The following is a 26,547-nucleotide window of genomic DNA, read 5'->3' as shown; positions in this document are numbered from 1 at the left end:
GAAGCTTGAGTTTCGGGTGAGGGGGAGCCTCCGCGGACTCCATCTCTCACCGTGTTCGTGGAAATAGCCCCTCACCTCAACCCTCTCCCCGTAAGAACGGCGAGAGGAAGTAGTCGTCAGTCGCGTTGCGCTTCCGCCACCGAACGCACGATCCGGACCGGGATTCCCTTGGACGATGGGGTGAAGCTCATGGGATCATGCGCATAGAGCGGCACCAGCGGGTTGGTCTCGGGATAATAGGCCGCGCAGCAGCCGTTCGGGAAGGAATAGCCGACCACGCGGAAATTGCGCACGCTGCGCTCCATCCCGTCCGTCGACAGCGTGACGAGATCGACCCGGTCGCCGTCCGCAAGGCCGCGCTTCTGCATTTCCTGCTGGTTCAGGAACACCACATCACGCTGGCCGTACACGCCGCGATAACGGTCCGACATCGAATAGAGCGTCGTGTTGTATTGATCATGGCTGCGGATGGTGCTGAGCCAGAGCATCTCCGGATCGCTCTCGCAGGTATCCTCGCCCAATCCTTCGAACAGCAGGAAATTGGCTTTTCCCGACGCCGTCATCCAGATGCGCTCGCGCGCGGTCGAGGTGAGATGGAAACCACCCGGCACGCGGATGCGGGCGTTGTAGCCCTGGAAGATCGGGAACACGTCCTCGATTGCATCGCGGATGCGATCATAGTCGGCGACAAAGGCCTCCCAGTCCACCACGCTGCGGTCACCGAGGGTGGCGCGCGCGATTCCTGCGATGATCGCCGGCTCGCTCAGGAGATGCTCGGAGGCCGGTTTGTTGCGGCCGCCGGAGGCGTGAACCATCGACATGGAGTCCTCGACCGTGATCGATTGCGGCCCGGTCGCCCGGATATCGATTTCGGTGCGCCCGAGACATGGCAGGATCAGTGCATCCCGGCCGTGGATCAGGTGGCTGCGGTTGAGCTTGGTCGAGACATGGACGGTGAGGTCGAGATTGCGCAACGCTGCCTGCGTCTGCTGCCAGTCCGGGATCGCCGCGGCGAAGTTGCCGCCCATGGCGACGAACACCTTCACCTCGCCGCGAAGCATCGCCTCCAGCGCCGTCACCACGTTGTGGCCGGGCGCGGTCGGCGGCTTGAAGCCGAACCGGTGCTCCAGCCGGTCAAGGAATTCCTGGGTCGGCACCTCGGTGATGCCGACGGTGCGATCGCCCTGCACGTTCGAGTGGCCGCGCACCGGACAGAGGCCGGCGCCCTCGCGTCCGATATGGCCGCGCAGAAGCGCGAGATTGGCGAGCTGTTGCACATTGCATGCGCCGCGCTTGTGCTGGGTGATGCCCATGCCATAGACGATGATCGCGCGCTCGGCCTTCATATAGACGTGTGCGGCATGTTCGAGATCCTCGCGCGACAGACCGGACTGCCGCTCGATATCAGGCCATTGCGCAGCCTTCAGATCCGCAATGAACGGTTCGATGCCGGCAGTATGGCCGCGGATGAAATCCCAGTCGAGGATCTCGGGCTTGTCGCTTGCGCGCGCGGCCTCGTCCTCCTCGACCATGACCTTCATGATGCCCTTGAGCGCGGCGATGTCGCCGCCCACGCGCACCTGATAGAGCGGCGAACTGATCTTGGTCGCCGACAACGTCGCCATCTCGATCGGATTCTGCGGATACTGGAAGCGCTCCAGCGCGCGCTCGCGGAACGGATTGAAGGAGATGATCGCTGCACCCCGGCGTGACGCCTTCCATAGGCTGGTCATCATACGCGGGCTGTTGGTGCCGGGATTCTGACCGAAGATGAAGATGCAATCGGCCTTGTCGAAGTCGTCGAGCAGCACGGTGCCCTTGCCCACCCCGAGCGACTGCGGCAGGCCGACGCTGGTTGCCTCATGGCACATGTTCGAACAATCGGGAAAATTGTTGGTGCCATATTCGCGCACGAAGAGCTGATAGAGGAAGGCGGCTTCATTCGACGTGCGGCCGGAGGTGTAGAACTCGGCCATGTTGGGGTTGGGCAGCGCATTGAGATGATGCCCGATAACCGCGAACGCCTGTTCCCAACTTACTGGGCGGTAACGATCGGTTGCCGCATCATAGGCCATCGGATGGGTGAGCCGTCCGACCATTTCGAGATCGTAGTCGCTCCAGCCGGACAATTCCGCGACGGAGTGCTCGGCAAAGAACTCCGGCGTGCAGCGCTTGGCCGTCGCTTCCCACGCCACCGCCTTGGCGCCGTTCTCGCAGAATTCGAACGACGAGGTATGTTTCGGGTCCGGCCAGGCGCAACCGGGACAGTCGAATCCTTCGGGCTGGTTCATCCGGCTCAGCGTCGTGGCGCCCTTGATCGGAACGCGCTGCTCGATCAGGTGCTCGCTCAACGCCTTGAGCGCTCCCCATCCGCCGGCCGGCTGATGATAGGGACGGATGGATTTGCGAACGGTCATTGGGAAAGACCTTTGATGAATGGCATGATCGGTCGAGTTAAGGGGAGCCGTCCAACGGATGTCTTTCCAAAACGAGCCTGGTTTTGCGCAATCGCACCGCTCGCCGGATGCCGAGATTCGCATCGCACTCACGCACCCATCTGTCATCGCGGCAGTGCGTTCCGGAAAAAGCATGTCATTCCGGAAAGCAAAACGAGCGGCACCTGCTTAGCTGTGAGCGAACAGGCCGCTGATGAGCGCACCTGTGCCGGTTTGATCATCTCTTCCTGGAGTGTCAGCTCATGTTCTCGCGACGAGATCTTCTGGCGGCGTCGGCTGTCGGAGCCGCAATGACCGCATCCGCGCATGCTGCAAGCTTCGGTAACCCGGACGAGCCGCCGCAGGGCGCCATCAATGCCACGTCGCCTGGAAGCCTGACGGACCCCGGTCCGCAGAATCCGGCCATTGCAAAGCAGTTTCCGTCCGCATTCTCTCCACCTGCAACCGATGTCGGCGGCCTGCCGACGACCTGGGCGTCCTTCAACAATGCACCGCGGCGCATCCAGAATGGCGGCTGGGCACGACAGGTCACGGTCGACGATTTTGCGATCTCAAAGGAAATATCCGGCGTGAACATGCGGCTTGCCGCCGGCGGCATTCGCGAACTGCATTGGCATCAGGCCGCCGAGTGGGCGATCATGACCTATGGCGTTTGCCGGGTGACTGTTCTCGACGCGCAGGGACGTCCTTACGTCGGCGACGTCAAGGCGGGTGACCTCTGGTATTTTCCGGCCGGCACGCCGCACTCGCTGCAAGGGCTCGGACCCGACGGCTGCGAATTCGTGATCTGTTTCGATGACGGTCACGCCGACGAATTCAATACGCTGCTGCTGTCGGACTGGATGGCGCACACCCCGCCCGAGTTGCTCGCCAAGAATTTTGGCGTTCCCGTCGAGACCTTCGCGAAGATTCCGCTGCACAACCTCTGGATATTCCAGGGCACCGTGCCGGGCGACCTCGCGGCAGACCGCGCCGCGGTCAGCAAGAACGCAGCCGCCCCGCCGCATCCGTTCATCTTCTCGCTCGAAGGCTCGCGTCCGCTCAAGCAGTCCGATGCCGGCACCATCCACGTTGCCGACAGCACCAACTTCAATGTCGCAACGACCGTGGCGTCGGCGCTGGTTACGCTGAAGCCGGGCGCGGTCCGCGAGATGCATTGGCACCCGAACGCCGACGAGTGGCAATACTACATCAAGGGCAAGGCTCGCATGACCGTATTCAACACCGGTCCCAACGCGCTGACGATGGACTTCAACGCCGGCGACATCGGCTACGTCAAGCGGAACTACGGCCATTATGTCGAGAACGTCGGCGATACCGACCTGCAATTCGTTGGCGTGTTCCGCGCGCCCCGCTACGAAGAAGTCTCGCTGACGAACTGGCTCACGCACACGCCGCCCAAGCTGGTCGCGCAGCATCTCAACGTCGACGAAGCGACCATTGCGAAATGGCCCGACAACAGCCCGGGCATCATGCCAAAAGCATGAGCCGGGGTATCACCGAAGGCATGAGCGAAACGAACGCGCCAGTAGGGCGGACTCACTGCGCCCGCCCGACATCCTCGTGGAGAGGCAGGGTGAACTGGAACGTCGCGCCGGGTCCGGCATTGCGGCAGGCCGACAATTTACCGCCATGGGCCTCGACGATCGAGCGACAGATCGACAGTCCGAGGCCGAGGCCGGTCGACTTGGTCGTGAAGAACGCGGTGAACAGCCGTTCCGCATGCTCGTCGGAAAAGCCGACGCCGCAATCCGCCATGATCAGGATGGCCTGATCGGCGTCGAAACTGCGCTGCGACCGGATCAACAATTCGCGCGGCCGATCCGTGACCGGCTGCATCGCCTCGATGCCGTTCATCACCAGGTTGATGACGACCTGCTGCAATTGAACCCGGTCGGCCCGGACGATCAGCGGATCGGTGGCGAGTTCGGTGCGCAGCGTGATCTGCTTGCTCGAGAGCTCGCGCCGCATCAGCATGCGGGCTTCGTTGACGACCTCGTTGACGTCAAAGAGAGATCGTTCCGAATCCGTCTTGCGTGCCAGCGCCCGAACACGCCCGATCACGTCGGCCGCCCGGCTGACATCCTTGACGATCCATTCCACCGAGCGCCGCGCCTGCTCCAGGCCCGCTGCCCCGCGATCGAGCCAGCGCAGGCAGGCCTCGCCGTTCGACATGATCGCGGCCAGCGGCTGGTTCACCTCATGGGCGATCGAGGATGTCAGCTCGCCGAGCGTGATCACGCGCGTGGCATGCGCGAGGTCCGCATGCGCGTCATTGAGCGCGGCCTCGGCCTGCTTGGCGGCCGTGAGATCGGTCACCGCGCCGATGAACTCGAGGCCGTCAGGACCGTCCTTCACGGCATGGGCCAAGGCGCGGATATACTTCACCGCACCACCCGGCATCACCAGCCTGGCTTCATGATCGAAATCGACGCCGTCCCGGGACGCTTGCTCGAGTATTTGCTGCACGAACTCCCGATCTTCGGGATGCATGCGCTGAAGAACGAACTCCAGCGTCGGCGTCGTCGCTGGATCGCATTCGAAGATCCGATATGTTTGCTCCGACCAGCTGATGTCGCCGGTCGTCACCGTCCAGCCGAAACTGCCGGTCTGGCTCAGCCGCTGGGCCTCGGCCAGGTACATTTCGCTCCGCATCAGCCGGGCCTCGGTCCGCTTCTGCCGTTCGAGCCCGGCCAACAGGTCACGGCGGGAAAGCTCCAGCGATCTCGTCGCCTTTCTCTGCGCCGCGGCGATCCAGTTGACGAACAGCGCCGTAATCACGAACAGGCTCAATCGTGGGATCTGATGAGCATCGATCTCGAACGAATTCATCGGGCTCGCCACGAAATACTCGAACGCCAAACCCGCAAGTGCGGTCGACACCAGGCCCGGGCCGAGGCCGCCAAACCAGGCAGCGAACATGATCGCGCACAGAAACAGCGATACATAAGGTTCGATGTTCAGATACTCGACCGAGGCTTTGGAGGCGAACAGAGCTGCAACAACCGACAGGATCGCAACCGCGTAACGGGAGAACGTCGCCCAGGGCGTCTGATCGATGTCGGTCAGTCCCAAACGCCAATCTGAAGGGCCGCGAGGCGCATTCACGGACAAAGCGGGCGCACCTTTGTCGCTGCTACGCTGGCCCGGATACATGCCCTATGCTCCTTGTGCCGCCCAACCGTGGTTTAGGGTCGCCCAGGACTTCTTCCAACTCAAGACCCGTTGAATTTTCGTGTGGCAGCAGTGGACGAGCCGTGAAGGGCGGCCGAGCTGCGGGTTTTGGTGATAGTCGTGACCTGTCCGGCCTGCTGACCGATCGGGGTCGGAAAGCCCGTCGATCAAAGAATTCAGACTTTACTGGTCCGGACCTTGCCCATCACGCCCCTGCAGCGCCTGTTCAAGATTTTGAATCAGATTGTCTGTCTCGAAGGGCTTGGTCAAGAGACAGACCGCGCCTGCACTTGAGGCCTGCGCAGCCACGGCTGCTTCGGGAAAAGCCGTGATGAAGATGAAAGGTATCAGATTGCCACGGGCGCGCAGGCGAAGCAGGAGTTCGACGCCGTTGGTGCCGGGCATGTTGACGTCGGCGATCACGCAGGAGGTCTGGTCGAGCGCATCCGATTGCAGGAACTCGTCAGCCGACCCGAACGTGAGAACGCCATAACCAAAAGACCTCAGCAGATTGTCGGTCGCGGTACGGACGGACGCATCGTCGTCGATGATGGAAATCATCGGTGTTGTCGGCAAAATCGCTGTCCTTCGGGGAAACGAGGATAAGCTTCCGCTAGCGCGCGATGACTCTTCCTCCGAATCGTCAGCCCGCCCTAGATCGTTGTCTTGGCCACGATTTGCGCGCAAACGCTCCCCGTTTGCCGCGCGGAAAAGCCGGTACCCGCTTCCCCGGATCGTGCGGTGGTAATGATAAAATGCGCTCTATCGACACAGGGGGGAATCATACTTAGGTTTCTCGCCCACAGCTAAGGGCGGCGAATCCCGATCATTTCGGCCATCCTGACCAGATCGGCCAGCGATTTTGCGCCCATTTTCTTCATGACGCGGCCACGATGGATTTTGACGGTGATCTCGGCAACGCCGATCCGGGCCGCGATCTGCTTGTTCATGAGCCCCGCAGCCACCAACGCGAGCACTTCCCGTTCACGTTCGGTCAGGGTCTCGAAATGTTCTCGCAGGCCCGTGACGGCCTTCTGCGCCTCGCGCCTTTCCCGGTCGCGCTTGATCGCCGTCATCACGGAATCGAGCATGTCCTGATCGCGGAACGGTTTGGTCAGGAAATCGATCGCCCCGCCTTTCATGGCCCGCACGCTCATCGGAATGTCGCCATGACCGGTCATGAAGATGATGGGAATGTGGATGTCCGCCCTGGTCAATTCGAGCTGAAGGTCGAGCCCGCTCAAGCCGGGCAACCGGATGTCCAGCACCAGGCAGCTCGCGACATCAGGCAGCTTGCTGTGCAACAGTTCCGCGGCGGAGCCGAACTCCTGCACCTGAAGGCCTACCGACTGAAACAGGTTCGAAAGCGCGCGGCGCACGCTCTCGTCGTCGTCAACAATGAAGACGACCGATTCCTGATCACTCGTCAGGCCGTGGGGCGACGCAAGAGGATTCATGCGCCATCTCCGCATGCAATGGCCGTATCAAAACTCCACCGGACGGCAACAAACGGGTGGTATTTTGGACTCAAATCTAATTTTTCCAGGTATCGCTGACCCCGACGTTAGAACACATCGAAGGAACCTCCGCAATTCTACGGAGGTGCCGGAACGGGGCGCAAGCATGCTTCGCCAGCGCGCCTGCCATGCCTGCGACAAAACGCCAATCAGGCAACCCAAGGCCCGACTGCCCCACGCTAGCGGCCGACTTCGACGCTGCCCGTCGTGCCGGCGACGAGGCGCACCCCATCGGGCACCTGGTCGATGTGAATACGCACCGGTATCCGCTGGGCCAGCCGCACCCAGGTGAAGATCGGGTTGACCGAGGCGAGTCCGCTCTGCCCCGGCTGCGCATTGGTGACCGTGATGCCGCGAGCCACCCCGGCGACATGGCCGCGGATGAGCTGGCTATAGCCCATCAAGCGGACGGTCGCGGGATCATTGTCACGAATCCTTCCAAGACTCGTCTCCTCGAAATAGCCGTCGACCCAGAAGGAATCGGCATCGACCAGCGAGACCAGGTTCTGGCCGACATTGGCGTAGTCGCCGCGCTGGGCCAGCAGGTTGGTCACATAGCCATTGACGGGCGAGCGAACGGTGACACGGCTGAGATTGAGCTCCGCCTTGGCGACCGCGGCCTGGTCCGCGGCAACCGCGGCTTGCAACTGATGCAGCGAGCTTGCCGATTGCTGAAACACGTCCACGGAGACCCAGCCTTGTCCGCGCAACGTCGCCTGCCGTCCCTCGTTGGCGCGCGCGTACTCGAGCGCGGCCTGGTCGCGCGCAACCTGGGCGCGGGCGGCGTCCAACGCGATCTGGTAATCGGACGGTTCGATCTCGAACAGCACGTCACCCTTGTGCACCATCTGATTGTCGACAACCGGCAGGTTGACGATCCGTCCGGCAACCTCCGGCGCAACCGTCACGACATAAGCCCGCACCGTGCCGTCGCGGGTCCACGGCCGCCCCATATAGACATCCCACGCGAACCAGCCAAACAGCGCCGCGATGACGACGGCGCCCAGCGTGAGCAGAACCGGCATCACGAAACCGAGCGACATCCTGCGGCTCGCTCCGTTTGCGGAAGCGCGCAGCAGAGCGTTCCGGTCGTCCGCATCGCCAGCGTGATCCAATCGCGTCTGAACTTCAGACATCTCAACCTCGGTACCCTGCCACCAACACCACGCATGAAAGCACGATGATATAAACTGCGAGCACGAACAGCGCCGGATGCCAGACATGGCGAAGCAGGCCGAAACGGGCCACCATCCGTCGCAGTGCGATCAGGATGAGCCAGGCCGCCGCCATCAACAGCGAAATTGGGGCGACATAGACGCCGAACAGGTTGATCTCGGAAAAGCTCATGGCGGTGATTCAAAATAGGTCTTGTGCTGTGCGAGTGTCTCCGACAGCACCAGGATGTTGCCGCGCGCCCGCTCCCTGATGCGCAGTCCCGGGGTCGCGCGCGCCACCGCGGCAAGCTTCGCGTCGAAATCGACGAGACGCTCGATCGCAGCCGCGGGACAGGCTTGCGCGACCGCATCCAGTGCAACGGAGAACTCCCTATCAAGATCGAAGCGGCCGGCGACGGGGCGCAGCCGGATGATGGCATTGCCCACCACCAGGGCCGACAGCAGGTCAGAGCGCGCCATCGGCTCGGTCTTTTCAGGGAGCGCCTGCAGGTAGCTATAGATCCGCTCCTCCCACGCTTGCGACGTCAGTTGCAACCGGTCGCGGGCAAGACGCCGTAAATCACGCAACGTTCGCCCCAGCAGCCGGCGCACGCGGAGCTCGGCCGAGAGCGGAGGCACCATGCGGAATGCGAGGGCGGCCGCCCCAAGTCCCACGAAGATCGCCAGTGCGACATTGTAGAAGGCCAGCGTATTGTAGTTCATCTGGTTCGCCGGCCCGAGCAGCGGAATGAAAGTTGCTGTCAGCGCGATGGATACCGGCGGCAGCCAGGGTCGGGTCATCAGCACACCGGCCGGAACGAGGACCAGCCCGATCACGAGGCAGAGGCCGGCGAAGGATGTCATCTGCGGCAGCAGTGCGAAGTCGGCGATGGCCGCGAGCACGGTGGTGATGGCGGCGCCGACCATGAACAGCATGGTGGTGGCATAGGCCTGGTCGGGCCGCGCCGAAAACAGGGTGAGCGCGATCGCCGCGAAGGCAACGGCAAACGCGCCGTTCGGCCACGCCGTCACGACCCAGAACAATTCGACCGCGCCGATCGCAACGAATGCCCGCGCCGCGTTAAGAAACGACGGAGCATAGTCCGGGACCGGAGCTCTCTCACGCCGCGGCGCTCGAACGGGCTGCGCGTGACCCGTGAGCACGAGTAAGCCGCCGAGCGCCCTTCGAAGGGCGAGCAGCGACCGCGCCGCCTCATCGGCGACCAGCTTAACCGATGGTGTCGAACGCGGTATGGCGAGCAATTCGCGTACCGCCGCCATACAGGACACACCCAAACGGATCGGATCGGTTTTGCTGATAATCGCCGCGCCGGAGACTTGCGCCTTCAGTTCCGACGGTAAGCTGCCCGCGATCAGACCGATCTCGCGCCGGCCCTGCTCGCCTGGCAGCAGATCGAGATGGACCGCTACCCGCCGCCAAGCCAACAGCGCGCGGAGAAGGGCGGTCGATGCTGCCTCCAGTTGCGGTAAGTGATAGCGAACCTCGTAGGACTCGCCGCTCGCCTCGTCCATGACGACATCGAGCGCGCCGATCCGCTGCGCCAGACCGAATCCGATCCGGCGGGATTCCGCGGGCGCCTCTCCCCTGCCCGATAACGTGGCGACGAGTTGCGCCAGGATTTGCGTCGCCAGTGCAGCCATCTCCTTTGCCAGCCGGCTTGGTGCATCACCGAAATCCGTCATCGCCATCACCAGGCCCGCGCACACGATGCCGACGCAAATCTCGCTGGCACGGCTCACAGCAAGCACGAAGACCTGGCCATTGGCGCCACCGGTGGCGCCGAGCAAGTCGCTTGCAACGATCGCCGCGGTATAGCCGGCGAGCGCTGCCGAGTAGGACGCGAAATTGCGCAACAGCGTGGCCATGAACGCGCAGCCTGCGCCCCACAGCGCGAGTCCAACCAGGAAGCCGACCCGCTGCTGCGGAAAGCATGCCGCCAGCACCACGATCGCCACGGCACCGATCACCGTACCGATCAGGCGAAACCAGCCCTTGCGCAGCGCAGCTCCAAGATGAGGCTGGCTTACGATCGCGGCCGACGCGCCGGCCCACGACGGATTCTCAAGCTGAAGCCAGAAGCTCAGATAGAGCGCAAGGCAAACGCCCGCCCAGAGGCGTAGCCCAAACAGCAGCGCCGACGCCGGGACGCGCAGCCGGTCAGCGAGCTGCCTTGCATCGGGCAACCGCGATCGTTCGCCGCTGATCCCAATCGAACTCATGCCGCATCAGTAATGATCGGTCATGGGACCGACCTTGCCGCGGAACACGCGGTAGCCGATCACGATGTAGAGCAGCATCAGCGGGAACACGAACAGGCCCTCGCCCCAGAACATGAAGGCGAGGCTGGAATGCGGCGCGGCCGCCTCCTCGATCGTGATGACGGAGGGGATCATGTAGGGCCAGAACGACAGCGCCAGCGTGCCAAAGGCGGTAACGAAGATCGTCGCCACCATGTGGAACGGCCAGTAGTCGTCATGCCGCAGGATGCTGGTGGCAAGCACCAGCGCCGCGCCGGCGCCGACCGCGGGAAACACGAACAGATACGGCCGGTCGATCCACCGCTGCAGGATCGGAAGATTCTCGGCGAGCGCATGGGCAAAGACGACGACCAGGAACACCAGCACGCCGATGGCAAGGAACGGGATCTGTCGACGCGCGGTGGCGCGAACGGATCCCTCGCTCTTCCGCACCAGCCAGCAGGCCCCGAGCAGCGCGTATCCAAGGCAAAGGCCGACACCGCACAGCACCGAAAATGCGGAGAGCCAGCCGAGCGCGCCGCCGGAATATTCTCCATTGGTGAATTGCAGCCCTTCGACCAGCGCCCCGACCATCGCGCCCTGCATGAAGGTCGCGGCTAGCGAGCCGGCGGAAAAACAGAAATCCCATACCCACCGCGAGGCCAGCGCCTTGTTGCGGAACTCGAATGCCACGCCCCGCAGGATCAATCCGAGCAGCATGACGATGACGGGGATATAGAAAACGGAGAGCAGCATCGAGTAGGCGGCAGGAAAGGCGCCCCAAAGGATCACGCCCGCGACAACGAGCCAGGTCTCGTTGCCATCCCAGACCGGGGCGACGGTGTGCAGCATCTCGTTTCGATCGGACTTGCTCTTGGTGAGGCCGAACAGCATGCCGACGCCGAGATCAAATCCATCGAGCAGAAGATAGATCAGGATGCTGATGGCGAGCAGCGCGACCCAGAACATCACCATGTCTATTCTCCTGCGCTGATATAGCTGCGTGCACCGGCCGGCCGGTCGGCGAGCGACATCGGCCGGTTCGGCGCGGCGGTCTCCGGCGCGGCAGTTGGTATTCCGCCGGGGCCGGCGCGCAGCAGCCGATAGATGTAGTAGGTGCCGAAGGAAAAGATGAACGCATAGACCGCGACGAACAGGATCAGCGTCGTCATGGCGGCGGAGGCCGTCAGGAACGGCGTCATCGAGTCCGCCGTGCGCAGCACACCATAGACCGTCCACGGCTGGCGGCCGACCTCCGCGGTGTACCAGCCGGTGAGGATCGCGATCCACGGCAGCGGGAAGCTGAGGAAGATGCCCCAGAGCAGCAGCCGGCTGCGCTCGAGGCGGTGCTTGAAGCTGAGATAGGTCCCAAGCCAGGCCAGCCCGAGCATCACCAGGCCGCAGCCGACCATGATGCGGAAGGTGAAGAACGGGATGATCACCGGCGGCCGGTCCTGCGGCGGGAAGCTGGTCAGTCCAACCTCCTTCGAGGTCAGGCTCATGCTGCCGATGATGCTGCCGAGGACCGGAATGCTGATCGCATATTTGTTGGACTCCGTGCTCGGATCCGGGATTGCAATCAGCACTTCTGAGGCCGGCTGCTCGTCATGCCAGCGGGCCTCGATCGCGGCGAATTTGGCCGGCTGATAGTCATGGACGTAATCGCCGACGAGATGTCCGATGAAGAGCTGGATCGGAAGCAGCACGGCCGCAAGCGAAAGGCCCATGCGCAGCATCACCCGCGCCTCGGCGTAATAGGTCCGCCGCAGCAGGTACCACGCGCCGGTCGCAGCCACGCAGAACGCGCCCGTCAGGTACGACGCGATCAGCATGTGCGGAAACCGCACCCAGACCACGCGGTTGAACAGGATCTTCACCCAGTCGTCGGGCACGAACTGACCATTCTGCAGGACATAGCCGACCGGCGCCTGCATCCAGCTATTGTTGGTCATGATCCAGAACGCCGAAAGCGTGGTGCCGAGTCCCACCATCGCGGTCGAGAACAGATAGAACCACGGCGCAACGCGATTGCGGCCGAAGATGAGGATACCGAAGAAGCTTGCCTCCAGCATGAAGGCGGTGAACGTCTCGTACGACAGCAGCGGGCCCTGGATCGGCCCCGACATCTTCGACAGCACGCTCCAATTGGTACCAAACTGAAATGCCATCACGACGCCCGACACGACGCCCATACCGAAGGCGACGCCGAAGATCTTCAGCCAGAACTCGAAAAGGCCACGATAGACCGGCTTGCCGGTACGCAAGTGCAGGGCCTCGAGCACGGTGAGCCAGGCGGCAAGGCCGATCGTGAACGACGGGAAGATGATGTGAAACGAGATCGTGAAGGCAAACTGCAATCGCGACAGGAGAAGTGCCGTGGCGTCCATCGGAAGTCTCCTGTCCCCTCAAGTGCGTTGCGCTGCAGATGCCGGCGGCGGAATGTTGTCGACCTTCAGAACCTCTGCGGTGGTCGCACGGATGCGCCGGCAGAAATCTGCGTCATCGATCAGCGACACACCGTAGGACGGAATGATCTCTCGCAGCTTCGGCAGCCATGCGCTTGCCGTGAGTTCGCCGGCAAAACACTTCTCGAGCACGCTGATGGCGATGAAGGCCGCGGTCGAGGCGCCCGGCGAGGCGCCGAGCAGCGCGACCAGCGAATGGTCCTCGGCACCGACCAGTTCAGTCCCGAATTCGAGCAAGCCACCGCGCTTGACGTCAGGCTTGATGATCTGGACCCGCTGGCCCGCGACCTGCAGCCGCCAATCCCTCGGATCGGCGTTCGGAAAATACTCGTCGAGCGTCGCCAGGCGGTGGCTTTCGGATTGCAGCACCTGCCCGACCAGATATTCGGTCAGGTCGAAATTATCGCGCGCCACCGCAAGCAGCGGCTCGACATTGGCGGGCCGGATCGACTCGAACAGATCGAGCCGCGAACCGTGCTTGAGGAACTTGCTCGAGAAGCCGGCATAAGGACCGAACAGGAGCGAGTGCTGCCCGCCGATGACGCGAGTGTCGAGATGCGGCACTGACATCGGCGGCGATCCAACCGCGGCCTTGCCATAGACCTTGGCATGGTGACGCTTGTTGATCGCAGGATCGTCGCAGCGCAGCCAGATTCCCGAGACCGGAAAGCCGCCATAGCCGCGTCCCTCCGGTATGCCCGATTTCTGCAACAGCGGCAGCGCGCCGCCGCCGGCGCCGATGAACACGAACTTGGCCTTCACCGATCGCGTCTGGCCACTGTCGGTATCGCGCACCTCGACCCGCCAGCGCCCGTCCTGATCGCGAACGAGATCGGTGACGCAGCTCTTGTAATGGACGGCGCAGCCGGGCTGGCTGACGAGATGACGAACCAGATGATGGGTCAGCGCGCCGTAGTCGACATCGGTGCCGGTGATGATCCGCGTGGCAGCGACCGGATCGTCGCCGCGGCCTTCCATCACCAGCGGCACCCACTCGGCGATCTGTTTCGGATTCTCGGTGTATTCCATGCCCTCATAGCAATGATGGGCCGACATCGCCTTGAAGCGCTTGTTGAGAAAAGCGACATTGTCGGCGCCGTGCACGAAGCTCATGTGCGGCACCGGATGAATGAAGGAGCGCGGATCGGATATCGCGCCATTGCCGACAAGAAAGGACCAGAACTGCCGCGACAGGTCGAATTCGACATTGACCTGCAGCGCCTTGGAAATATCGATGCTGCCGTCGGGACGCTGCGGCGTGTAGTTCATCTCGCAATTGGCCGCGTGCCCGGTGCCGGCATTGTTCCAGGCATCCGAGCTCTCCAGCGCGCAATCCTCCAGGACCTCGTGCATCGAGATGGTGAGCTGCGGCTCCAGTTCCTTGAGGAAGACGCCGAGCGTGGCGCTCATGATACCCGCGCCGATGAGGACGACGTCCGGTTCGCCAATGGGAGTGCTCTGCATTGCTGTCTCCTTCCGGGTTCGATGTTTCCTGTTCTGATCGCTCACGCCGAGCCCGGCTGGCGCTCCTTGGCGCGGAACGGCACATGCGCACCGGGCCGCAGCACCACATAGGCGCGCCGCCAGGACGAATCGTCGGTCAGCTTCCAGCTATGCCCGGAGCCGACGGTGTCTTCCGCCAGCAGGATGTCACCCGGATGCAGCAGGAAGTGCTGGCCGTCGCGGGTCTGGAAATCGAGCGTACCGGAGAGCGTGATCACAAACTGGCGGACCGGCGCGGTGTGCCAGGAGAACGTGCCGCCCGATGCGGTCTCCTGGAAGGAGATGGTGACGACATCGGCCTTGCTGCTGAGCCAGTCACCGCGCTGGCCCGGCTCGAGCTCAATAATGCCTTCCTCGAAATGCGAATTGTTGTCATCGCCGGTCCATAACCTGACGCATCTTATCATGCTGTGCTCCTTCAGCCTGCTGGGGTGCCGACTTTGGCGGGCGCATTGCCCTGAGCCACATAGGGCTTGACCATCTTGGCTGGATCCACGATGCGGTCGAACTCAGCCTCGCTGACGAAGCCGAGCTTGAGCGCCGCCGCCTTCAAGGTCAGGTCGTTGTCCATCGCGTAATGCGCGATCGCCGATGCCTTGTCGTAGCCGATCACCGGCGCGAGCGCGGTGACCAGCATCAGCGAGCGCTCGACATATTCCTTAATCTTTTTCTGGTTCGGCTTTGTGCCCTCGACCAGGAACTTGCGGAAGTTCGTGCAGCCGTCGGTCAGGATCGTGATCGACTGAGCGATATTGTGGATCATCAGCGGCTTGTAGACGTTCATCTCCAGATAGCCGCTGGCGCCACCGAACCCGACGGCAACATCGTTCGCCATCACCTGCACCGCGATCATGGTCAGCGCCTCGGCCTGGGTCGGATTGACCTTGCCCGGCATGATCGAGGAGCCCGGCTCGTTCTCCGGAATCATCAGTTCGGCAAAGCCGGCACGCGGACCGCAGGACATCAGGCGGATGTCGTTGCCGATCTTGTACAGCGAGACCGCGAGCGTGCGCAGCGTGCCGGAAAGCTGCACCAGCGCATCATGCGCGCCTTGCACGGTGAACTTGTTGGGTGCGCTGACGAAGGGCAGCGACGTCAGGCGCGCGATCTCGGCAGCGGCCGCCTCGGCGAAGTCCGGCGCCGCGTTGATCCCGGTGCCGACGGCCGTGCCACCGAGCGCAAGCCGGAATACGCCCTTGAGCGCGTCCTCGATGCGCGCGAGGTCGTCGGCGAGCATGCCGGCATAACCCGACCATTCCTGGCCGAGCGTCAAGGGCGTCGCATCCTGCATGTGGGTGCGGCCGATCTTGACCACGTCGTCCCATTGCCTGGCCTTGGCGTCGATCGCGTCGTGCAGGGCCTTGACCGCGGGAACGAGACGCTGCGTCACATTGACGGCGGCCGCGATATACATGGCGGAAGGAAAACTGTCGTTCGACGATTGCGACATGTTGACGTGATCGTTCGGATGAACCGGATGCTTGCTGCCGAGCGGCGTGCCCGCGAGCTGGCAGCATCGGTTCGAGATCACCTCGTTGACGTTCATGTTGAACTGCGTGCCGCTGCCGGTCATCCAGACGTGCAGGGGAAACATGTCGTGATGCTGGCCCTGCAGGATCTCGTCGCAGACATGGACGATCAGCTTGTGGATCTTGGTATCGAGCCGCTTGCCGGCGTGATTGGCGTTCGCGGCCGCCTTCTTCAGGATCGCGTAGGACTGGATCATCTCGCGCGGCATCAAATCCTTGCCGATGCTGAAGTGCTCGAGCGAGCGCTGGGTCTGAGCGCCCCAGAGCTTGTCGGCGGGGACATCGACTTCACCGAGACTGTCGGTTTCCTTGCGGAGATCATTCATCATCGGCCTCTCTTTGCATGCGGTACGGAAGCAGGCATTGGCGCGTTGCAAGGAAGCTACGTGCAGTGCCGCGTGCAGGCTTCCTGAAACGAACGTCTTTTACGGAATTGCATGACACGCCTGCGCAGCCGCAATCTTCGTGAAATTGCCGTCGTCGCGCAAGCACCACGGAGCGCCGGCGCAGGAGATCGCGCGCAAACCGGGCGGAAGCGTCGGCGCAAACGCCGCAACTCCGCTACGTCTGATATTGCCTGCCTGGACCAATAGCGCCGAGGCGTTCACACCGCAGCAACGCCATCATCCGTCTCAATAGGGCGCCGCAGCATCCCCTGTGCGAAGACGATGCGATCGGGATGCGTGAACACCTCGTAGCCGTCGTCGCGCGCAACGGCGATCAAGGTGATGCCCGCTTCATCCGCGGTCTTGATTGCCAGCGTGGTCGGTGCGGAAACGGCGACGATGACGGGCGCGCCGATCATGGCCGTCTTCTGCACCATCTCGACCGAGATGCGGCTCGTGAGCAGAACGGCGCCATTTGCGACCGACCTGTTGTGGCGGATCAGCGCGCCGGCGAGCTTGTCGAGCGCATTGTGGCGGCCGACATCCTCGCGTACCGGGCCGATGCCGCCATCGGCCTGCCAGAAGGCCGCCGCATGCACGGCGCGGGTTTTCCGGTTGAGATCCTGCAGCGAGGGAAGTGACCGCATGGCCTCGAGCAGATCGCACGCATCGAACGTCGCGCCCTTCTTCACCCTGGGAACGGCGCGCCTCGCCTGCACCAGGCTCTCGATGCCGCAAAGCCCGCAGCCGACCGGGCCAACGTTGGCGCGGCGTCGGGCGAACAGGGCCTTGGTCCGGTTTTCTACAAGCCAGATCCGCACCTCAATGCCGAGATCGGTCTCGATCAGATCAAGGCTCCTGATCTCGTCGGCGCGAGCAACGATGCTTTCCGTGACGGCGAAGCCGACGCCAAAATCCTTCAGATCGGCGGGCGTCGCCATCATCACGGCATAGGTCGATCCGTCGAAGGTCAGCGCGATGGCGGTCTCCTCCGCCACTGCGCGCGAGGAGGAGCTCGCGCGGCCGGCACGCCAGTTCACGCCGGCCCGTTCGCTGAACGCACCATCGGCAGCCATGACGACCTCAGCTCGGATTCGGTGTTGGATTGACCGCGGGCTGTGCTGGGTGCCGCGAGGCGCGCGCCTTCAGCGCAAATCCGAAGGCGATGAAGCCCCAGCCCTGGAAGATGAGATCGACGACCAGCATCGCGCCCAGGAACCACAGGCTGATGCCGGGCCAGGCCGCGATCACGATGGCGCCGACGCAGATCGTGAGAATGCCGGCGACGACGATCCAGGGCCAGCCCGCCGCGGGCCTGGTGTGAAAGCCGGCCCAGGTCCGGAAGATACCCGCCAGCACGAAGAAGATGCCGGCGGCGAGCGACAGCGAGAGCGAAGCCAGGATCGGATCGTAGAGGATGATGGCGCCGGCCGCGCCGTAGATCAGGCCGCCGAGCAGCCAGAACAGGAAGCCGCGGATGTTCCCCGCCATGAAGGCATGCACGATCTGCAGGATGCCTGCGGCGAGAACCGCCGCCCCGATGAACAGCACCGACACCAGATTGGCCGCGAACAGGTTCGTCGAGGCGATGCCCCCGAGGATGAGATCGGCGATACCGAGCGCAACGAACCAACCCCATTTCCCGCTGATGGCATGAATGGCACGGCCCAGACTTGGTCTGATGTTCGCTGCGTCGGTCATCGGTCAGCCTCCTCGGGCATCGGTTGCAATCGTGCGGTTCAGCTCAGGAGTTCCTGTTCCGCGTCGCTTCGTAGAGAAACCAGGTCCGGCGCTCGGTCTCGTCGATCCAGTTTTCCAGCAGGCTCGCGGTGGCGACGTCGCCATACTCATCACAGACATTGTGAACCTGGCGCATCTCCCGCGTGAGCTGCTGGTTGTCGCTGCCCAGTTCGGCAAGCATGTCCTGCGGATCGACATAGTCGGCGTCGTTGTCAAGGATGCGCTGCTGGCGCGAGATCTGGCCGATCGAGCGGATCGTGGTGCCGCCGATCTTGCGCGCGCGTTCGGCGATCGGGTCGGTCATCGCGAAGATCTGGTCGGATTGCTCGTCGAGCAGAAGATGGTAATCGCGGAAGTGGCGACCCGACATATGCCAATGGAAGTTCTTGGTCTTGAGATAGAGCGCGAACACGTCGGCCAGCAGGCCGCTGAGCGCTGCTGAGATATCGCGCGTCGCTTCGGCCTTCAGGTCGGTCGGGCTCTGCAGTTCGGCGCGTACGTGAGAAGACTTGAGCATTCGTGCCATCCTTGTTCTTGGTCGGCGGCCTCAGCCTTTCCGGGCCGTCCTTGACCGTTGCGATAGCGTGTATCGTGGGACGTATCTTTCCAGAGCCTGCGGACTCTTTCGGATTCGCACGGATTTCACCGACCGGACGCTTTGCCGCCACATCGGCTGCGAACCCACGCCCATCGTCGCGTCAGACTTTCCGAAAACTTGCGCGGTATTGGCTCGGCGTGATCCCGAGGCGCTTGACGAACACGACGCGCATATGCTCGGCGCTGCCAAAGCCGCTGTCATGCGCGACCACTTTCAGCGGGAGGTCAGAACCTTCGAGGCGGTTGCGTGCGACATCGACACGCGCGCTTTCGACGAACTCGGCCGGCGTCACATTAGTCTCGCGCTTGAACGCGCGCGCAAAACTGCGCGGGCTCATTCCGGCCACCTGCGCCAGCACATCGACACTGTTCGGCTCGCGCAAATGCGCCATCACATGGGCGTGGACGCGCGCGATCGGCGAATCCTTCTCGGCCGGCGGTACGAGATAGGGACTGAACTGGGATTGCCCGCCCTGGCGCTGCGCGACGACGACGAGCCGCTTGGCGACCGCGAGCGCGACTTCAGGCCCGTGATCCTCCTGCACGATCGCCAGCGCGAGATCGATTCCTGCGGTGACGCCTGCTGATGTCAACAGCGGCCCGTCGCGGAGATAGATGCGATCGAATTCGACCTTCGCCTTCGGGAATTGCCGGGCGAGACTCTGGGCATTCTGCCAATGTGTCGTTACCGTCTTGCCGTCGATCAGACCGGCATGGCCGAGTGCGAACGCACCGGTGCAGATCGAGCCATATTGCGGGCAGCGCGAGGCGCTCTCGCCGAGCCAGTCGACAAGCCGCCGATCCGGCGGCGCGGTCGGAAGCTCCGGTCCGCCGGCGACCAGCGCCAGATCGAATGCCTGGGCTGGATCGGCAAATGTCATCTCCGGCGTGATCGACATCCCGTTTGACGCCCGGTACGGCTGCCGTTCGGCGCCGATCAGCGTGAGGACGTAGCCGCGATCGGTTCCGACGAACGCGTTTGTCTCGGCGAACACGTCGAGCGGGCCTGCAACGTCAAGGCCCTGCACACCCGGAAAGATCGCCAGAGCGACCGACTTCATCGACCAACAATCCAGTTCCCGCGCGTGCGATATGCGCGATGACTATGCATGGATTCGTGACAGCGAACCATGCGTTTCAGCCGGCAGTTTCTCGCACGAACGCCACCGGCAGAAAAGCGTGGTGTTTTGACAGTTTCACAGGGATCGACGCCGTTGCTCGCGCCAGCGCGAGGCGCAAATAAATCGGCAGGCAACTCAACGAGACCGCAAGGACATCATATCATGACCAAGATCATTGCCGGTATCACCGTTCCCGACAGCAAGCTGGCGCGAGAGGTCGACGAACTGGTTCGCGACACCGAATCCGAACTGCTCTATCACCATTCCAACCGCGTCTTCCTGTTCGGCGCGCTGACCGGCCAGCGTAACAACCTGAAGTTCGACCCCGAACTGCTTTACGTCGGCGCGATGTTCCACGACATGGGCTTGCAGCCGCCCTATGCCAGCGCGCATGAGCGTTTCGAGGTTGATGGCGCCAATGCCGCCGCGAGCTTTCTCCGCGCCCATCGCATCAACGAGCGCGACATCGAGGATGTCTGGGACGCGATCGCGCTGCACACCACGCCGGGCATCCCGAAGCACAAGCGCCCGGTGGTCGCACTGGTGACGGCCGGCGTCGAGATGGACGTGCTGGGGCTCGAATATGATTCCTTCACCGCGACGCAGCGCCATGAGATCTGCGCCCATCATCCGCGCGGCCACGACTTCAAGAACGGCATCATCGACGCGTTTGCTGCCGGGACGATCAAGAAGCCGGAGACGACCTTCGGCAATGTCAAGGCGGACGTGCTGGCGCTGCGCGATCCGAGTTACCACCGGATCAATTTCTGCGACATCATCCTCCACTCGAAATGGCCGGAATGACGAAGGCATCCCTCGATGCGGACCGATCGAAGCAAGAGGGACGGACACTTTCACACCTATGCGGATTCGGCCTGAACCTCCGATCTGACGGCTGGTTGCCTTACCGCGCGGTGCCCGGCATGCTAGGCGTCCTCGATCCTTTCCCTCCGAGAAGGCCTGAAGAACGCAATGTCCGACCAGTTCTCCAACACCCAGCAAATCCGCAAACCGGCCGTCATCTCCAACGGCGGCATCGTCGCTTCGCAGTCGCGAAGAGCCGCCGAGGTCGGCGCGGCCGTGCTGGCGGCGGGTGGCGATTGCGTCGATGCCGTGGTCGCAACCACCTTTGCGCTCGGCGTGGTGGAGCCCTGGATGAGCGGCATCGGCGGCGGCGGCGCCATGGTGCTCTACCGGGCCCGCGAAAACCGCTATGAGGTGATCGACTACGGCATGCGTGCGCCGAACAGCCTTCGCGTCGAGGACTATCCGCTGACCGGCGACGGCACCGCTTCCGATCTCTTTCCCTGGGCGCGGGTGAAGGACGACCGCAACCTCCATGGCCCCGGCTCGATCGCGGTGCCCGGCGTGGTGGCGGGCATGGAGGAGGCGCATCGCCGCCATGCCAGACTGCCGTGGAAGGACTTGCTCAAGCCGAGCGTCGATCTCGCCGGCGAAGGCCTGCTGGTCGACTGGTGGACCACGCTGACGATCGCGAGTTCGGCCGCCGATCTCCGCCGCTATCCGGCGAGTGCAGCCGCCTATCTGCACGACGGCCTGCCGCCGAGTGCGCAATGGGGCATCAAGTCGGTGGTGCGGCTGCCGCAGGACCGGTTGAAGGCAACCATGGCGCAGCTTGCCGCGGAAGGACCGCGCGACTTCTATGAGGGCGGCCTGGCGCGCAGCATCGCCGCCGATATCCGCGAGAGCGGCGGCGCGCTCTCGGTCGAGGATCTGGCCGCGTTCCGCGCCCATGTCCGCGCGCCGCTGCGCATCCCCTATCGCGGCGGTTACGTCTATGCGACGCCCGAACTGACCGCCGGGCCGACGCTCGCGCACACGCTGCGCCTGCTGCAGCAAAGCGTGCAGCCATCACGCGCCCCTGATGCCGCCGCCTACACGGCTTACGCGCAGGCGCTGCAGACCGCCTATCGCGAACGGCTGCAAGGCATGGGCGATGCCGACGGCCGCCGCTCGCTCGGCGCCGAAGCGGTGGCACCCGCCTGCACCACGCATTTCTCCGTCGTCGACCGCGGCGGCAACATGGCGGCGGTGACGCAGACGCTGCTGTCGACCTTCGGCTCGAAATTCGTGACGCCGCAGACCGGCATCACCATGAACAACGGCATCATGTGGTTCGATCCGACTCCGGGCACGCCGAACTCGCTGGCGCCGGGCAAGCGCTGCCTGACCAACTACACGCCGGTCGTGGCGCAGGCCGCCGACGGCCGCCGCCTCGCCGTCGGCGCCTCCGGCGGCCGGCGGATCCTGCCCGCAGTAACACAGCTTCTCTCCTTCGTGATGGATTACGGCATGGATCTCGATGCGGCGATCCACCAGCCCAGGATCGACGCCAGCGAAGGCCCGATCGTGATCGGCGACGTGCGGCTGCCGGCGGCGGCGCGCGAGGCGCTGCGCGCACGGTTCGACTATGAGGAAGCGCGCATACAGACGATCCCGCTGAAATTCGCCTGCCCGAGCCTCGTATTGCGCGACGGCGCCACCAACAGCGGCGCCACCGAGCCGTTCCACGCCTGGAGCGAAGCGGTGGCGGAAGATTGATGGGCTCGAGCGCAAGCGCCCTCCCTCCACGTCCGCGTTGACGGTTCTGTCCGCTTCGGGCGGTGCGTCTCGCGGCAGACCCCATCCCAACCTTCCACTTTCAAGGGGAAGGAGCGCAGGGGCGTAAGCGGCGACGTATCACCTCCCCTTGAAAAGGGCGGTCGGTTTGTGCGCAGCGCAGCGACTTACTCCAGCCGCATCAGGAGATCATCGATCCGGATCGGGAAGCGGCGCACGCGAACGCCGGTGGCGTGCCAGACCGCATTGGCGACCGCACCCGCACTGCCGGTGACGCCGATCTCGCCGACGCCCTTGATGCCGAGCACGTTCACGTGCGGATCGTGCTCGTCGACTGTCAGCACATCGAGCGACGGCACGTCGGCATTCACAGGGATATGGTACTCGGCGAGGTTCGCATTCACGATCCGACCGGAGCGGTGATCCATCACAGCTTCCTCGTGCAGCGCGAACGATACGCCCCAGATCATGCCGCCAAAGAGCTGGCTCTGCACCATCAGCGGATTGATGATGCGGCCCGCGGCAAAGGCGCCGACCAGTCGCGTGACGCGAATCTGCCCGAGTTCGGGATCGACCTTTACCTCCGCGAAAACAGCGCCATGCGCATGCATGGCGTAGTTCGACTGCGCCGCCGGATCGGCCGCACCGCCGCCGCTGGCTTCGATCTCGGCGACGCCGGCACGTTTGAGGATATCGGCATAGCTCTCGCTGCGCGCTTCATCGTCGCGGCGGAACAGCCGGCCCTCGCGTGCGATCACGCCGGCATTGCCGGCGCCGAACAGCGGCGAGCGCTCGTCATTGGTGGCGAGATCGGCGAGCTTTGCGATCACGGCCGCGCCGGCATTGTGGATCGCAGCGCCGGCGGTCGCGGTATGTGCCGAACCGCCGGCGATGCCGGCGTCCGGCAGATCCGACGTACCCGACCTGAACTCGACCTGGTCGATGCCGAGCCCAAGTCCGTCGGCCGCGATCTGGGCCAGCGCGGTCCAGGCGCCCTGCCCCATGTCGTGCGCGCCGCTCTCCATCACGCCCGAACCGTCGCTGCGGATCACCGCGCGCGCCTGCGCCTGGAACATCAGCGCCGGAAAGGTCGCCGTGCCCATGCCCCAGCCGACCAGGAAGCCGGCATCGTCACGCATCTGCCGCGGCGCGAGCGGACGCCCCGCCCAGCCGAAGCGTTCGGCGCCTTTGGCATAACACTGCCGCAGCGCCTTCGAGGAAAACGGCTTGCCGGAGATCGGCTCCACCTCGGCGTAGTTCTTGAGACGGAAATCGATCGGGTCCATGCCACACGCCGCGGCGATCTCGTCGATGGCGCTTTCGAGCGCGATCGAGCCGGTCGCCTCTCCCGGCGCGCGCATGAACAGCGGCGTGCCGGTATCGATGCGCACCGCTTCATGCGAGGTCTTGATCGCCGGGCTCGCATAGAGCGTGTGCGAGGCGTCGGCGGCGGGCTCGTAGAAATCATCGAAGGTGCTGGTCGTGACCTTGGCGTGATGATCGATCGCGGTCAGCCGTCCCTCGCCGTCGGCGCCGATGCGCAGCGTCTGCCGAGTCGGCGGACGATGGCCGACCGGGCCATACATCTGGTGACGGCGCAGCACGAGCTTGACCGGACGGCCGACCAGCTTTGCGGCCATGATGCCCAGGACTTGCGGCCCGGAGACGAGTCCCTTGGAGCCGAAGCCGCCGCCGAGGAACGGGCTGCGGATATGGATATTGCCCGGCGGAATGCCGAACAGTCCGCCAAGCCGCATCTGCGCGATCGCCATGCCCTGGCTCGGCGTATCGATCGAGAGCTTGTCGCCGTCCCAGGCTGCGACGATCGCGTGCGGCTCCATCGCATTGTGGTACTGCGCCGGCGTTTCGTACGTCGCCTCGATGCGGTTCGATGCGTCGGCGAGCGCGGCATCGACATCGCCATGGCGGACTTCGGCCGGATTGGCGAGACCGACCACCGGCGGCACATAGCTTTCGGCGCCATCGAGGCCGACCCGCGCCGGCGCGGCCTCGTATTGCGGCGACAGCAATGCCGCGCCTTCGGTCGCCGCTTCCAGCGTCTCGGCGATCACGACCGCGATCGCCTGGTTGGCGTACCGCACCTCGTCGTTCTGCAAGAGCTCCATCTTGAACGCGAACGGATTGGGCTTTCCGTCCGGATCTTCCGCGAGCGGCGGCTTGTGCGCGGGCGTCATGACGTCGACGACGCCGGGATGCCGCTTGGCCGCATCGATGTCGAGGAAGGTCACGCGGCCGCGCGCGATCGTGCTGACAGCGATCACCGCATAGAGCATTCCGGATGGGTGGTTGTCGGCGGCATATCTGGCCTGGCCCTTGACCTTCAGGATGCCGTCGCGGCGGGTCAGCGGCTGGCCGATATTCGAGCCATGCCTGAGATGGGCGGGGTCGCGGGTGAGGTTGATCTCAGGTGTCATGCTGCGCTCCCTGAAACGGATGAGAACGGAGAGGCTGGAAGCGCGGGAACGCGCTCCGGCGTGCCTGCGGTGGCGAGCGTCAAGGCGCGCACCACGATGCGCTGGGCAAGCTCGATCTTGAACGCGTTGTCGCCGGACGGTTTTGCGTCGGCAAGCGCAATGCGGGCCGCTGTGCGGAAACCCGCCACGTCAGGGGCGACGCCGGCGAGAACCTGTTCCGCCGCCCGCGCCCGCCATGGCTTCGCCGCGACGCCGCCAAGCGCGAGCCGCGCCTCGCGGATCGTGCCTTGCTCGATCCGCAGGCTTGCGGCGGCCGACACGACCGCGAACGCATAAGAGGTGCGCTCGCGCACCTTGATATAGCGTGCATGGGCGGCGAAGCCGCGCGCCTCGGCCGGCAGCCGCAGCGCGACGATCAGATCGCCGCGCTCGAGCGAGGTCTCGCGCTCGGGCGTGTCGCCGGGCAGGCGATGCAGCGCCTCGAGCGCGACCTCGCGCCGTCCATTCCTGCCCTCGATCTCCACCACCGCGTCGAGCGCAACCAGCGGCACGCAGAAATCCGAAGGATGGGTGGCGATGCAGGCCTCGCTCCAGCCGAGCACTGCATGCAGGCGGTTCTCGCCATGGCGCGCATCGCAGCCGGCGCCAGGCCAGCGCTTGTTGCAGGCGCTGGGCGCGTCGTAGAAATAGGCGCACCGCGTCCGCTGCAGCACGTTGCCGCCGACAGTCGCCGCATTGCGAAGCTGCGCCGAAGCGCCCGACAGCAGCGCCTCGGCCACGGACGGGAAGGCCCGCGCAAACTCGGCGTCATGCGCAAGGTCGGCATTGCGGACCAGCGCGCCGATCCGGACGCCGCCGTCGGCAAGATATTCGACGCGGTCGAGCCCCGGCAGACGCGTGACGTCGACCAGGCGCCGCGGGTGGCAGACGCCGCCCTTCATGAGATCGAGCAGGTTGGTGCCGGAAGCAAGATAGGTCGCGCCCTTCTCGGATGCGGCCGCGACCGCCTCGGCGACGGTTGCAGGCCTGACGTAATCGAAGTTCATCATGCGGAACGCCTCTGGTCGGAATTCGCGAGAGTTTTCTGGGCTTCGAGCACGGCTTCGGTGATCCCGGCATAGGCGCCGCAGCGGCAGAGATTGCCGCTCATGCCTTCGCGCACGCGCTCGGGATCATCGCCGGCCTGGCCCTCGGTGATCAGGCCGATCGCGCTCATGACCTGCCCGGGTGTGCAGAAGCCGCACTGAAAGCCGTCATGCGCAATGAAGGCGGCCTGCACCGGATGGAGCTGGTCGCCGCGTGCAATGCCTTCGATAGTCAGGATGTCGGCGCCGTCCTGGCTCACCGCCAGGGTGAGGCAGGAATTGATCCGCCGCCCCTCGATGAGGACGGTGCAGGCACCGCATTGGCCGCGGTCGCACCCCTTCTTGGTGCCGGTCAGATCAAGACGCTCGCGCAACAGATCGAGCAGGGTGACGCGGGGGTCGTCGAGCTCGATCTCCCGCCGCACACCGTTCACGGTGAGGCTGATGGAGAAATTCATGCAGGGCTCCGATCAGTGCTATGATGAAATTGTTACAGAGGTAACGCGCCGCCGGCGTCCGCCAATGTCGATCGGCGGACCTTTGCAG

The 26,547-nt window shown here is 64.1% G+C and carries 22 protein-coding genes; 3 read left to right on the top strand and 19 right to left on the bottom strand.

Annotation, left to right across the window (positions count from 1 at the left end):
• Positions 1–116: 116 nt before the first annotated feature.
• Entirely contained in the window at positions 117–2,417 is a 2,301-nt protein-coding gene (locus I6F35_RS05085) for an FdhF/YdeP family oxidoreductase (RefSeq protein WP_225116562.1), read from the bottom strand.
• A gap of 281 nt (positions 2,418–2,698) precedes the next feature.
• On the opposite strand from I6F35_RS05085, the gene I6F35_RS05080 reads away from it, so the two are divergent.
• The gene (locus I6F35_RS05080) at positions 2,699–3,943 is read left to right on the top strand and encodes an oxalate decarboxylase family bicupin (RefSeq protein WP_225116561.1); all 1,245 of its coding nucleotides are present in this window, start codon (positions 2,699–2,701) and stop codon (positions 3,941–3,943) included.
• Positions 3,944–3,995: 52 nt separating this feature from the next.
• Here I6F35_RS05080 and I6F35_RS05075 read toward each other — a convergent pair whose 3' ends face one another.
• From I6F35_RS05075 to I6F35_RS05005, 15 genes are all read right to left on the bottom strand, one after another.
• Positions 3,996–5,531: an ATP-binding protein gene (locus I6F35_RS05075; protein WP_225116560.1), complete on the bottom strand. Its 1,536-nt coding sequence runs from the start codon at positions 5,529–5,531 to the stop codon at positions 3,996–3,998.
• A gap of 282 nt (positions 5,532–5,813) precedes the next feature.
• The gene (locus I6F35_RS05070; RefSeq protein ID WP_225116559.1) at positions 5,814–6,191 is read right to left on the bottom strand and encodes a response regulator; all 378 of its coding nucleotides are present in this window, start codon (positions 6,189–6,191) and stop codon (positions 5,814–5,816) included.
• 245 nt (positions 6,192–6,436) lie between these two features.
• Positions 6,437–7,087 carry a response regulator transcription factor gene (locus I6F35_RS05065; RefSeq protein WP_225116558.1) on the bottom strand — a complete coding sequence of 217 codons (651 nt, stop codon included), beginning with the start codon at positions 7,085–7,087 and terminating at the stop codon, positions 6,437–6,439.
• A gap of 239 nt (positions 7,088–7,326) precedes the next feature.
• A complete protein-coding gene (locus I6F35_RS05060; protein WP_225116557.1) occupies positions 7,327–8,190 on the bottom strand; it encodes an HlyD family secretion protein in 864 nt (287 codons plus the stop codon).
• 94 nt (positions 8,191–8,284) lie between these two features.
• On the bottom strand, positions 8,285–8,494 hold the full coding sequence (locus I6F35_RS05055) for a DUF1656 domain-containing protein (RefSeq protein WP_225116556.1): 210 nt from the start codon (positions 8,492–8,494) through the stop codon (positions 8,285–8,287).
• Positions 8,491–10,542 (bottom strand): FUSC family protein, encoded by a 2,052-nt coding sequence (locus I6F35_RS05050; RefSeq protein ID WP_225116555.1) that lies wholly within the window; start codon positions 10,540–10,542, stop codon positions 8,491–8,493. Before I6F35_RS05050 ends, I6F35_RS05055 begins: the two co-directional genes overlap by 4 nt.
• A 6-nt stretch (positions 10,543–10,548) precedes the next feature.
• Complete coding sequence (gene cydB / locus I6F35_RS05045; protein WP_225116554.1) at positions 10,549–11,535, bottom strand: cytochrome d ubiquinol oxidase subunit II; 987 nt, start codon at positions 11,533–11,535, stop codon at positions 10,549–10,551.
• A 2-nt stretch (positions 11,536–11,537) separates the two neighbouring features.
• Positions 11,538–12,947 (bottom strand): cytochrome ubiquinol oxidase subunit I, encoded by a 1,410-nt coding sequence (locus I6F35_RS05040; protein ID WP_225116553.1) that lies wholly within the window; start codon positions 12,945–12,947, stop codon positions 11,538–11,540.
• Positions 12,948–12,965: 18 nt separating this feature from the next.
• Positions 12,966–14,489: a malate dehydrogenase (quinone) gene (gene mqo, locus I6F35_RS05035; RefSeq protein ID WP_225116552.1), complete on the bottom strand. Its 1,524-nt coding sequence runs from the start codon at positions 14,487–14,489 to the stop codon at positions 12,966–12,968.
• A gap of 41 nt (positions 14,490–14,530) precedes the next feature.
• A complete protein-coding gene (locus tag I6F35_RS05030) occupies positions 14,531–14,935 on the bottom strand; it encodes a cupin domain-containing protein (protein WP_225116551.1) in 405 nt (134 codons plus the stop codon).
• Between the two features lie 11 nt (positions 14,936–14,946).
• On the bottom strand, positions 14,947–16,383 hold the full coding sequence (gene fumC, locus I6F35_RS05025) for a class II fumarate hydratase (RefSeq protein WP_225116861.1): 1,437 nt from the start codon (positions 16,381–16,383) through the stop codon (positions 14,947–14,949).
• 278 nt (positions 16,384–16,661) lie between these two features.
• Complete coding sequence (gene fdhD, locus I6F35_RS05020; RefSeq protein WP_225116550.1) at positions 16,662–17,519, bottom strand: formate dehydrogenase accessory sulfurtransferase FdhD; 858 nt, start codon at positions 17,517–17,519, stop codon at positions 16,662–16,664.
• A 7-nt stretch (positions 17,520–17,526) separates the two neighbouring features.
• Complete coding sequence (locus I6F35_RS05015; protein WP_225116549.1) at positions 17,527–18,144, bottom strand: HdeD family acid-resistance protein; 618 nt, start codon at positions 18,142–18,144, stop codon at positions 17,527–17,529.
• 43 nt (positions 18,145–18,187) lie between these two features.
• A complete protein-coding gene (locus tag I6F35_RS05010) occupies positions 18,188–18,700 on the bottom strand; it encodes a DNA starvation/stationary phase protection protein (protein WP_225116548.1) in 513 nt (170 codons plus the stop codon).
• Between the two features lie 181 nt (positions 18,701–18,881).
• Entirely contained in the window at positions 18,882–19,841 is a 960-nt protein-coding gene (locus tag I6F35_RS05005; RefSeq protein ID WP_225116547.1) for a GlxA family transcriptional regulator, read from the bottom strand.
• 222 nt (positions 19,842–20,063) lie between these two features.
• Here I6F35_RS05005 and I6F35_RS05000 point away from each other — a divergent pair, with 222 nt between their 5' ends.
• Positions 20,064–20,705, top strand: a complete 642-nt coding sequence (locus I6F35_RS05000) for an HD domain-containing protein (protein ID WP_225116546.1) — start codon at positions 20,064–20,066, stop codon at positions 20,703–20,705.
• A gap of 168 nt (positions 20,706–20,873) precedes the next feature.
• Complete coding sequence (locus tag I6F35_RS04995) at positions 20,874–22,463, top strand: gamma-glutamyltransferase (RefSeq protein ID WP_225116545.1); 1,590 nt, start codon at positions 20,874–20,876, stop codon at positions 22,461–22,463.
• A gap of 185 nt (positions 22,464–22,648) precedes the next feature.
• Here the strand turns inward: I6F35_RS04995 and I6F35_RS04990 are convergent, their stop codons facing one another.
• From I6F35_RS04990 to I6F35_RS04980, 3 genes are read right to left on the bottom strand one after another with little or no spacing between them, the layout of a single operon-like run.
• Complete coding sequence (locus I6F35_RS04990) at positions 22,649–24,916, bottom strand: xanthine dehydrogenase family protein molybdopterin-binding subunit (RefSeq protein WP_225116544.1); 2,268 nt, start codon at positions 24,914–24,916, stop codon at positions 22,649–22,651.
• The gene (locus I6F35_RS04985; RefSeq protein ID WP_225116543.1) at positions 24,913–25,965 is read right to left on the bottom strand and encodes a xanthine dehydrogenase family protein subunit M; all 1,053 of its coding nucleotides are present in this window, start codon (positions 25,963–25,965) and stop codon (positions 24,913–24,915) included. The genes I6F35_RS04990 and I6F35_RS04985 overlap by 4 nt, the downstream gene beginning before the upstream one ends.
• A complete protein-coding gene (locus I6F35_RS04980) occupies positions 25,962–26,459 on the bottom strand; it encodes a (2Fe-2S)-binding protein (RefSeq protein WP_225116542.1) in 498 nt (165 codons plus the stop codon). Before I6F35_RS04980 ends, I6F35_RS04985 begins: the two co-directional genes overlap by 4 nt.
• Positions 26,460–26,547 lie beyond the last annotated feature (88 nt).

Origin of the sequence: Bradyrhizobium sp. BRP22 (genome assembly GCF_020194175.1) — a bacterium.
GTDB lineage: Bacteria > Pseudomonadota > Alphaproteobacteria > Rhizobiales > Xanthobacteraceae > Bradyrhizobium.
The sequence above is the reverse complement of the archived record's forward strand: the minus strand, read 5'-3'. Positions and strand labels throughout refer to the sequence as shown.

Coding starts and splice junctions, on each gene's coding strand:
- I6F35_RS04980 (WP_225116542.1), bottom strand. CDS start 26,459: ATGAATTTCTCCATCAGCCTCACCGTGAACGGTGTGCGGCGGGAGATC.
- I6F35_RS05085 (WP_225116562.1), bottom strand. CDS start 2,417: ATGACCGTTCGCAAATCCATCCGTCCCTATCATCAGCCGGCCGGCGGA.
- fdhD (WP_225116550.1), bottom strand. CDS start 17,519: ATGGCTGCCGATGGTGCGTTCAGCGAACGGGCCGGCGTGAACTGGCGT.
- I6F35_RS05015 (WP_225116549.1), bottom strand. CDS start 18,144: ATGACCGACGCAGCGAACATCAGACCAAGTCTGGGCCGTGCCATTCAT.
- I6F35_RS05030 (WP_225116551.1), bottom strand. CDS start 14,935: ATGATAAGATGCGTCAGGTTATGGACCGGCGATGACAACAATTCGCAT.
- I6F35_RS05065 (WP_225116558.1), bottom strand. CDS start 7,087: ATGAATCCTCTTGCGTCGCCCCACGGCCTGACGAGTGATCAGGAATCG.
- mqo (WP_225116552.1), bottom strand. CDS start 14,489: ATGCAGAGCACTCCCATTGGCGAACCGGACGTCGTCCTCATCGGCGCG.
- I6F35_RS05010 (WP_225116548.1), bottom strand. CDS start 18,700: ATGCTCAAGTCTTCTCACGTACGCGCCGAACTGCAGAGCCCGACCGAC.
- I6F35_RS05005 (WP_225116547.1), bottom strand. CDS start 19,841: ATGAAGTCGGTCGCTCTGGCGATCTTTCCGGGTGTGCAGGGCCTTGAC.
- I6F35_RS04995 (WP_225116545.1), top strand. CDS start 20,874: ATGTCCGACCAGTTCTCCAACACCCAGCAAATCCGCAAACCGGCCGTC.
- I6F35_RS04990 (WP_225116544.1), bottom strand. CDS start 24,916: ATGACACCTGAGATCAACCTCACCCGCGACCCCGCCCATCTCAGGCAT.
- fumC (WP_225116861.1), bottom strand. CDS start 16,383: ATGAATGATCTCCGCAAGGAAACCGACAGTCTCGGTGAAGTCGATGTC.
- I6F35_RS04985 (WP_225116543.1), bottom strand. CDS start 25,965: ATGATGAACTTCGATTACGTCAGGCCTGCAACCGTCGCCGAGGCGGTC.
- I6F35_RS05050 (WP_225116555.1), bottom strand. CDS start 10,542: ATGAGTTCGATTGGGATCAGCGGCGAACGATCGCGGTTGCCCGATGCA.
- I6F35_RS05060 (WP_225116557.1), bottom strand. CDS start 8,190: ATGTCGCTCGGTTTCGTGATGCCGGTTCTGCTCACGCTGGGCGCCGTC.
- I6F35_RS05055 (WP_225116556.1), bottom strand. CDS start 8,494: ATGAGCTTTTCCGAGATCAACCTGTTCGGCGTCTATGTCGCCCCAATT.
- I6F35_RS05040 (WP_225116553.1), bottom strand. CDS start 12,947: ATGGACGCCACGGCACTTCTCCTGTCGCGATTGCAGTTTGCCTTCACG.
- I6F35_RS05070 (WP_225116559.1), bottom strand. CDS start 6,191: ATGATTTCCATCATCGACGACGATGCGTCCGTCCGTACCGCGACCGAC.
- cydB (WP_225116554.1), bottom strand. CDS start 11,535: ATGGTGATGTTCTGGGTCGCGCTGCTCGCCATCAGCATCCTGATCTAT.
- I6F35_RS05080 (WP_225116561.1), top strand. CDS start 2,699: ATGTTCTCGCGACGAGATCTTCTGGCGGCGTCGGCTGTCGGAGCCGCA.
- I6F35_RS05000 (WP_225116546.1), top strand. CDS start 20,064: ATGACCAAGATCATTGCCGGTATCACCGTTCCCGACAGCAAGCTGGCG.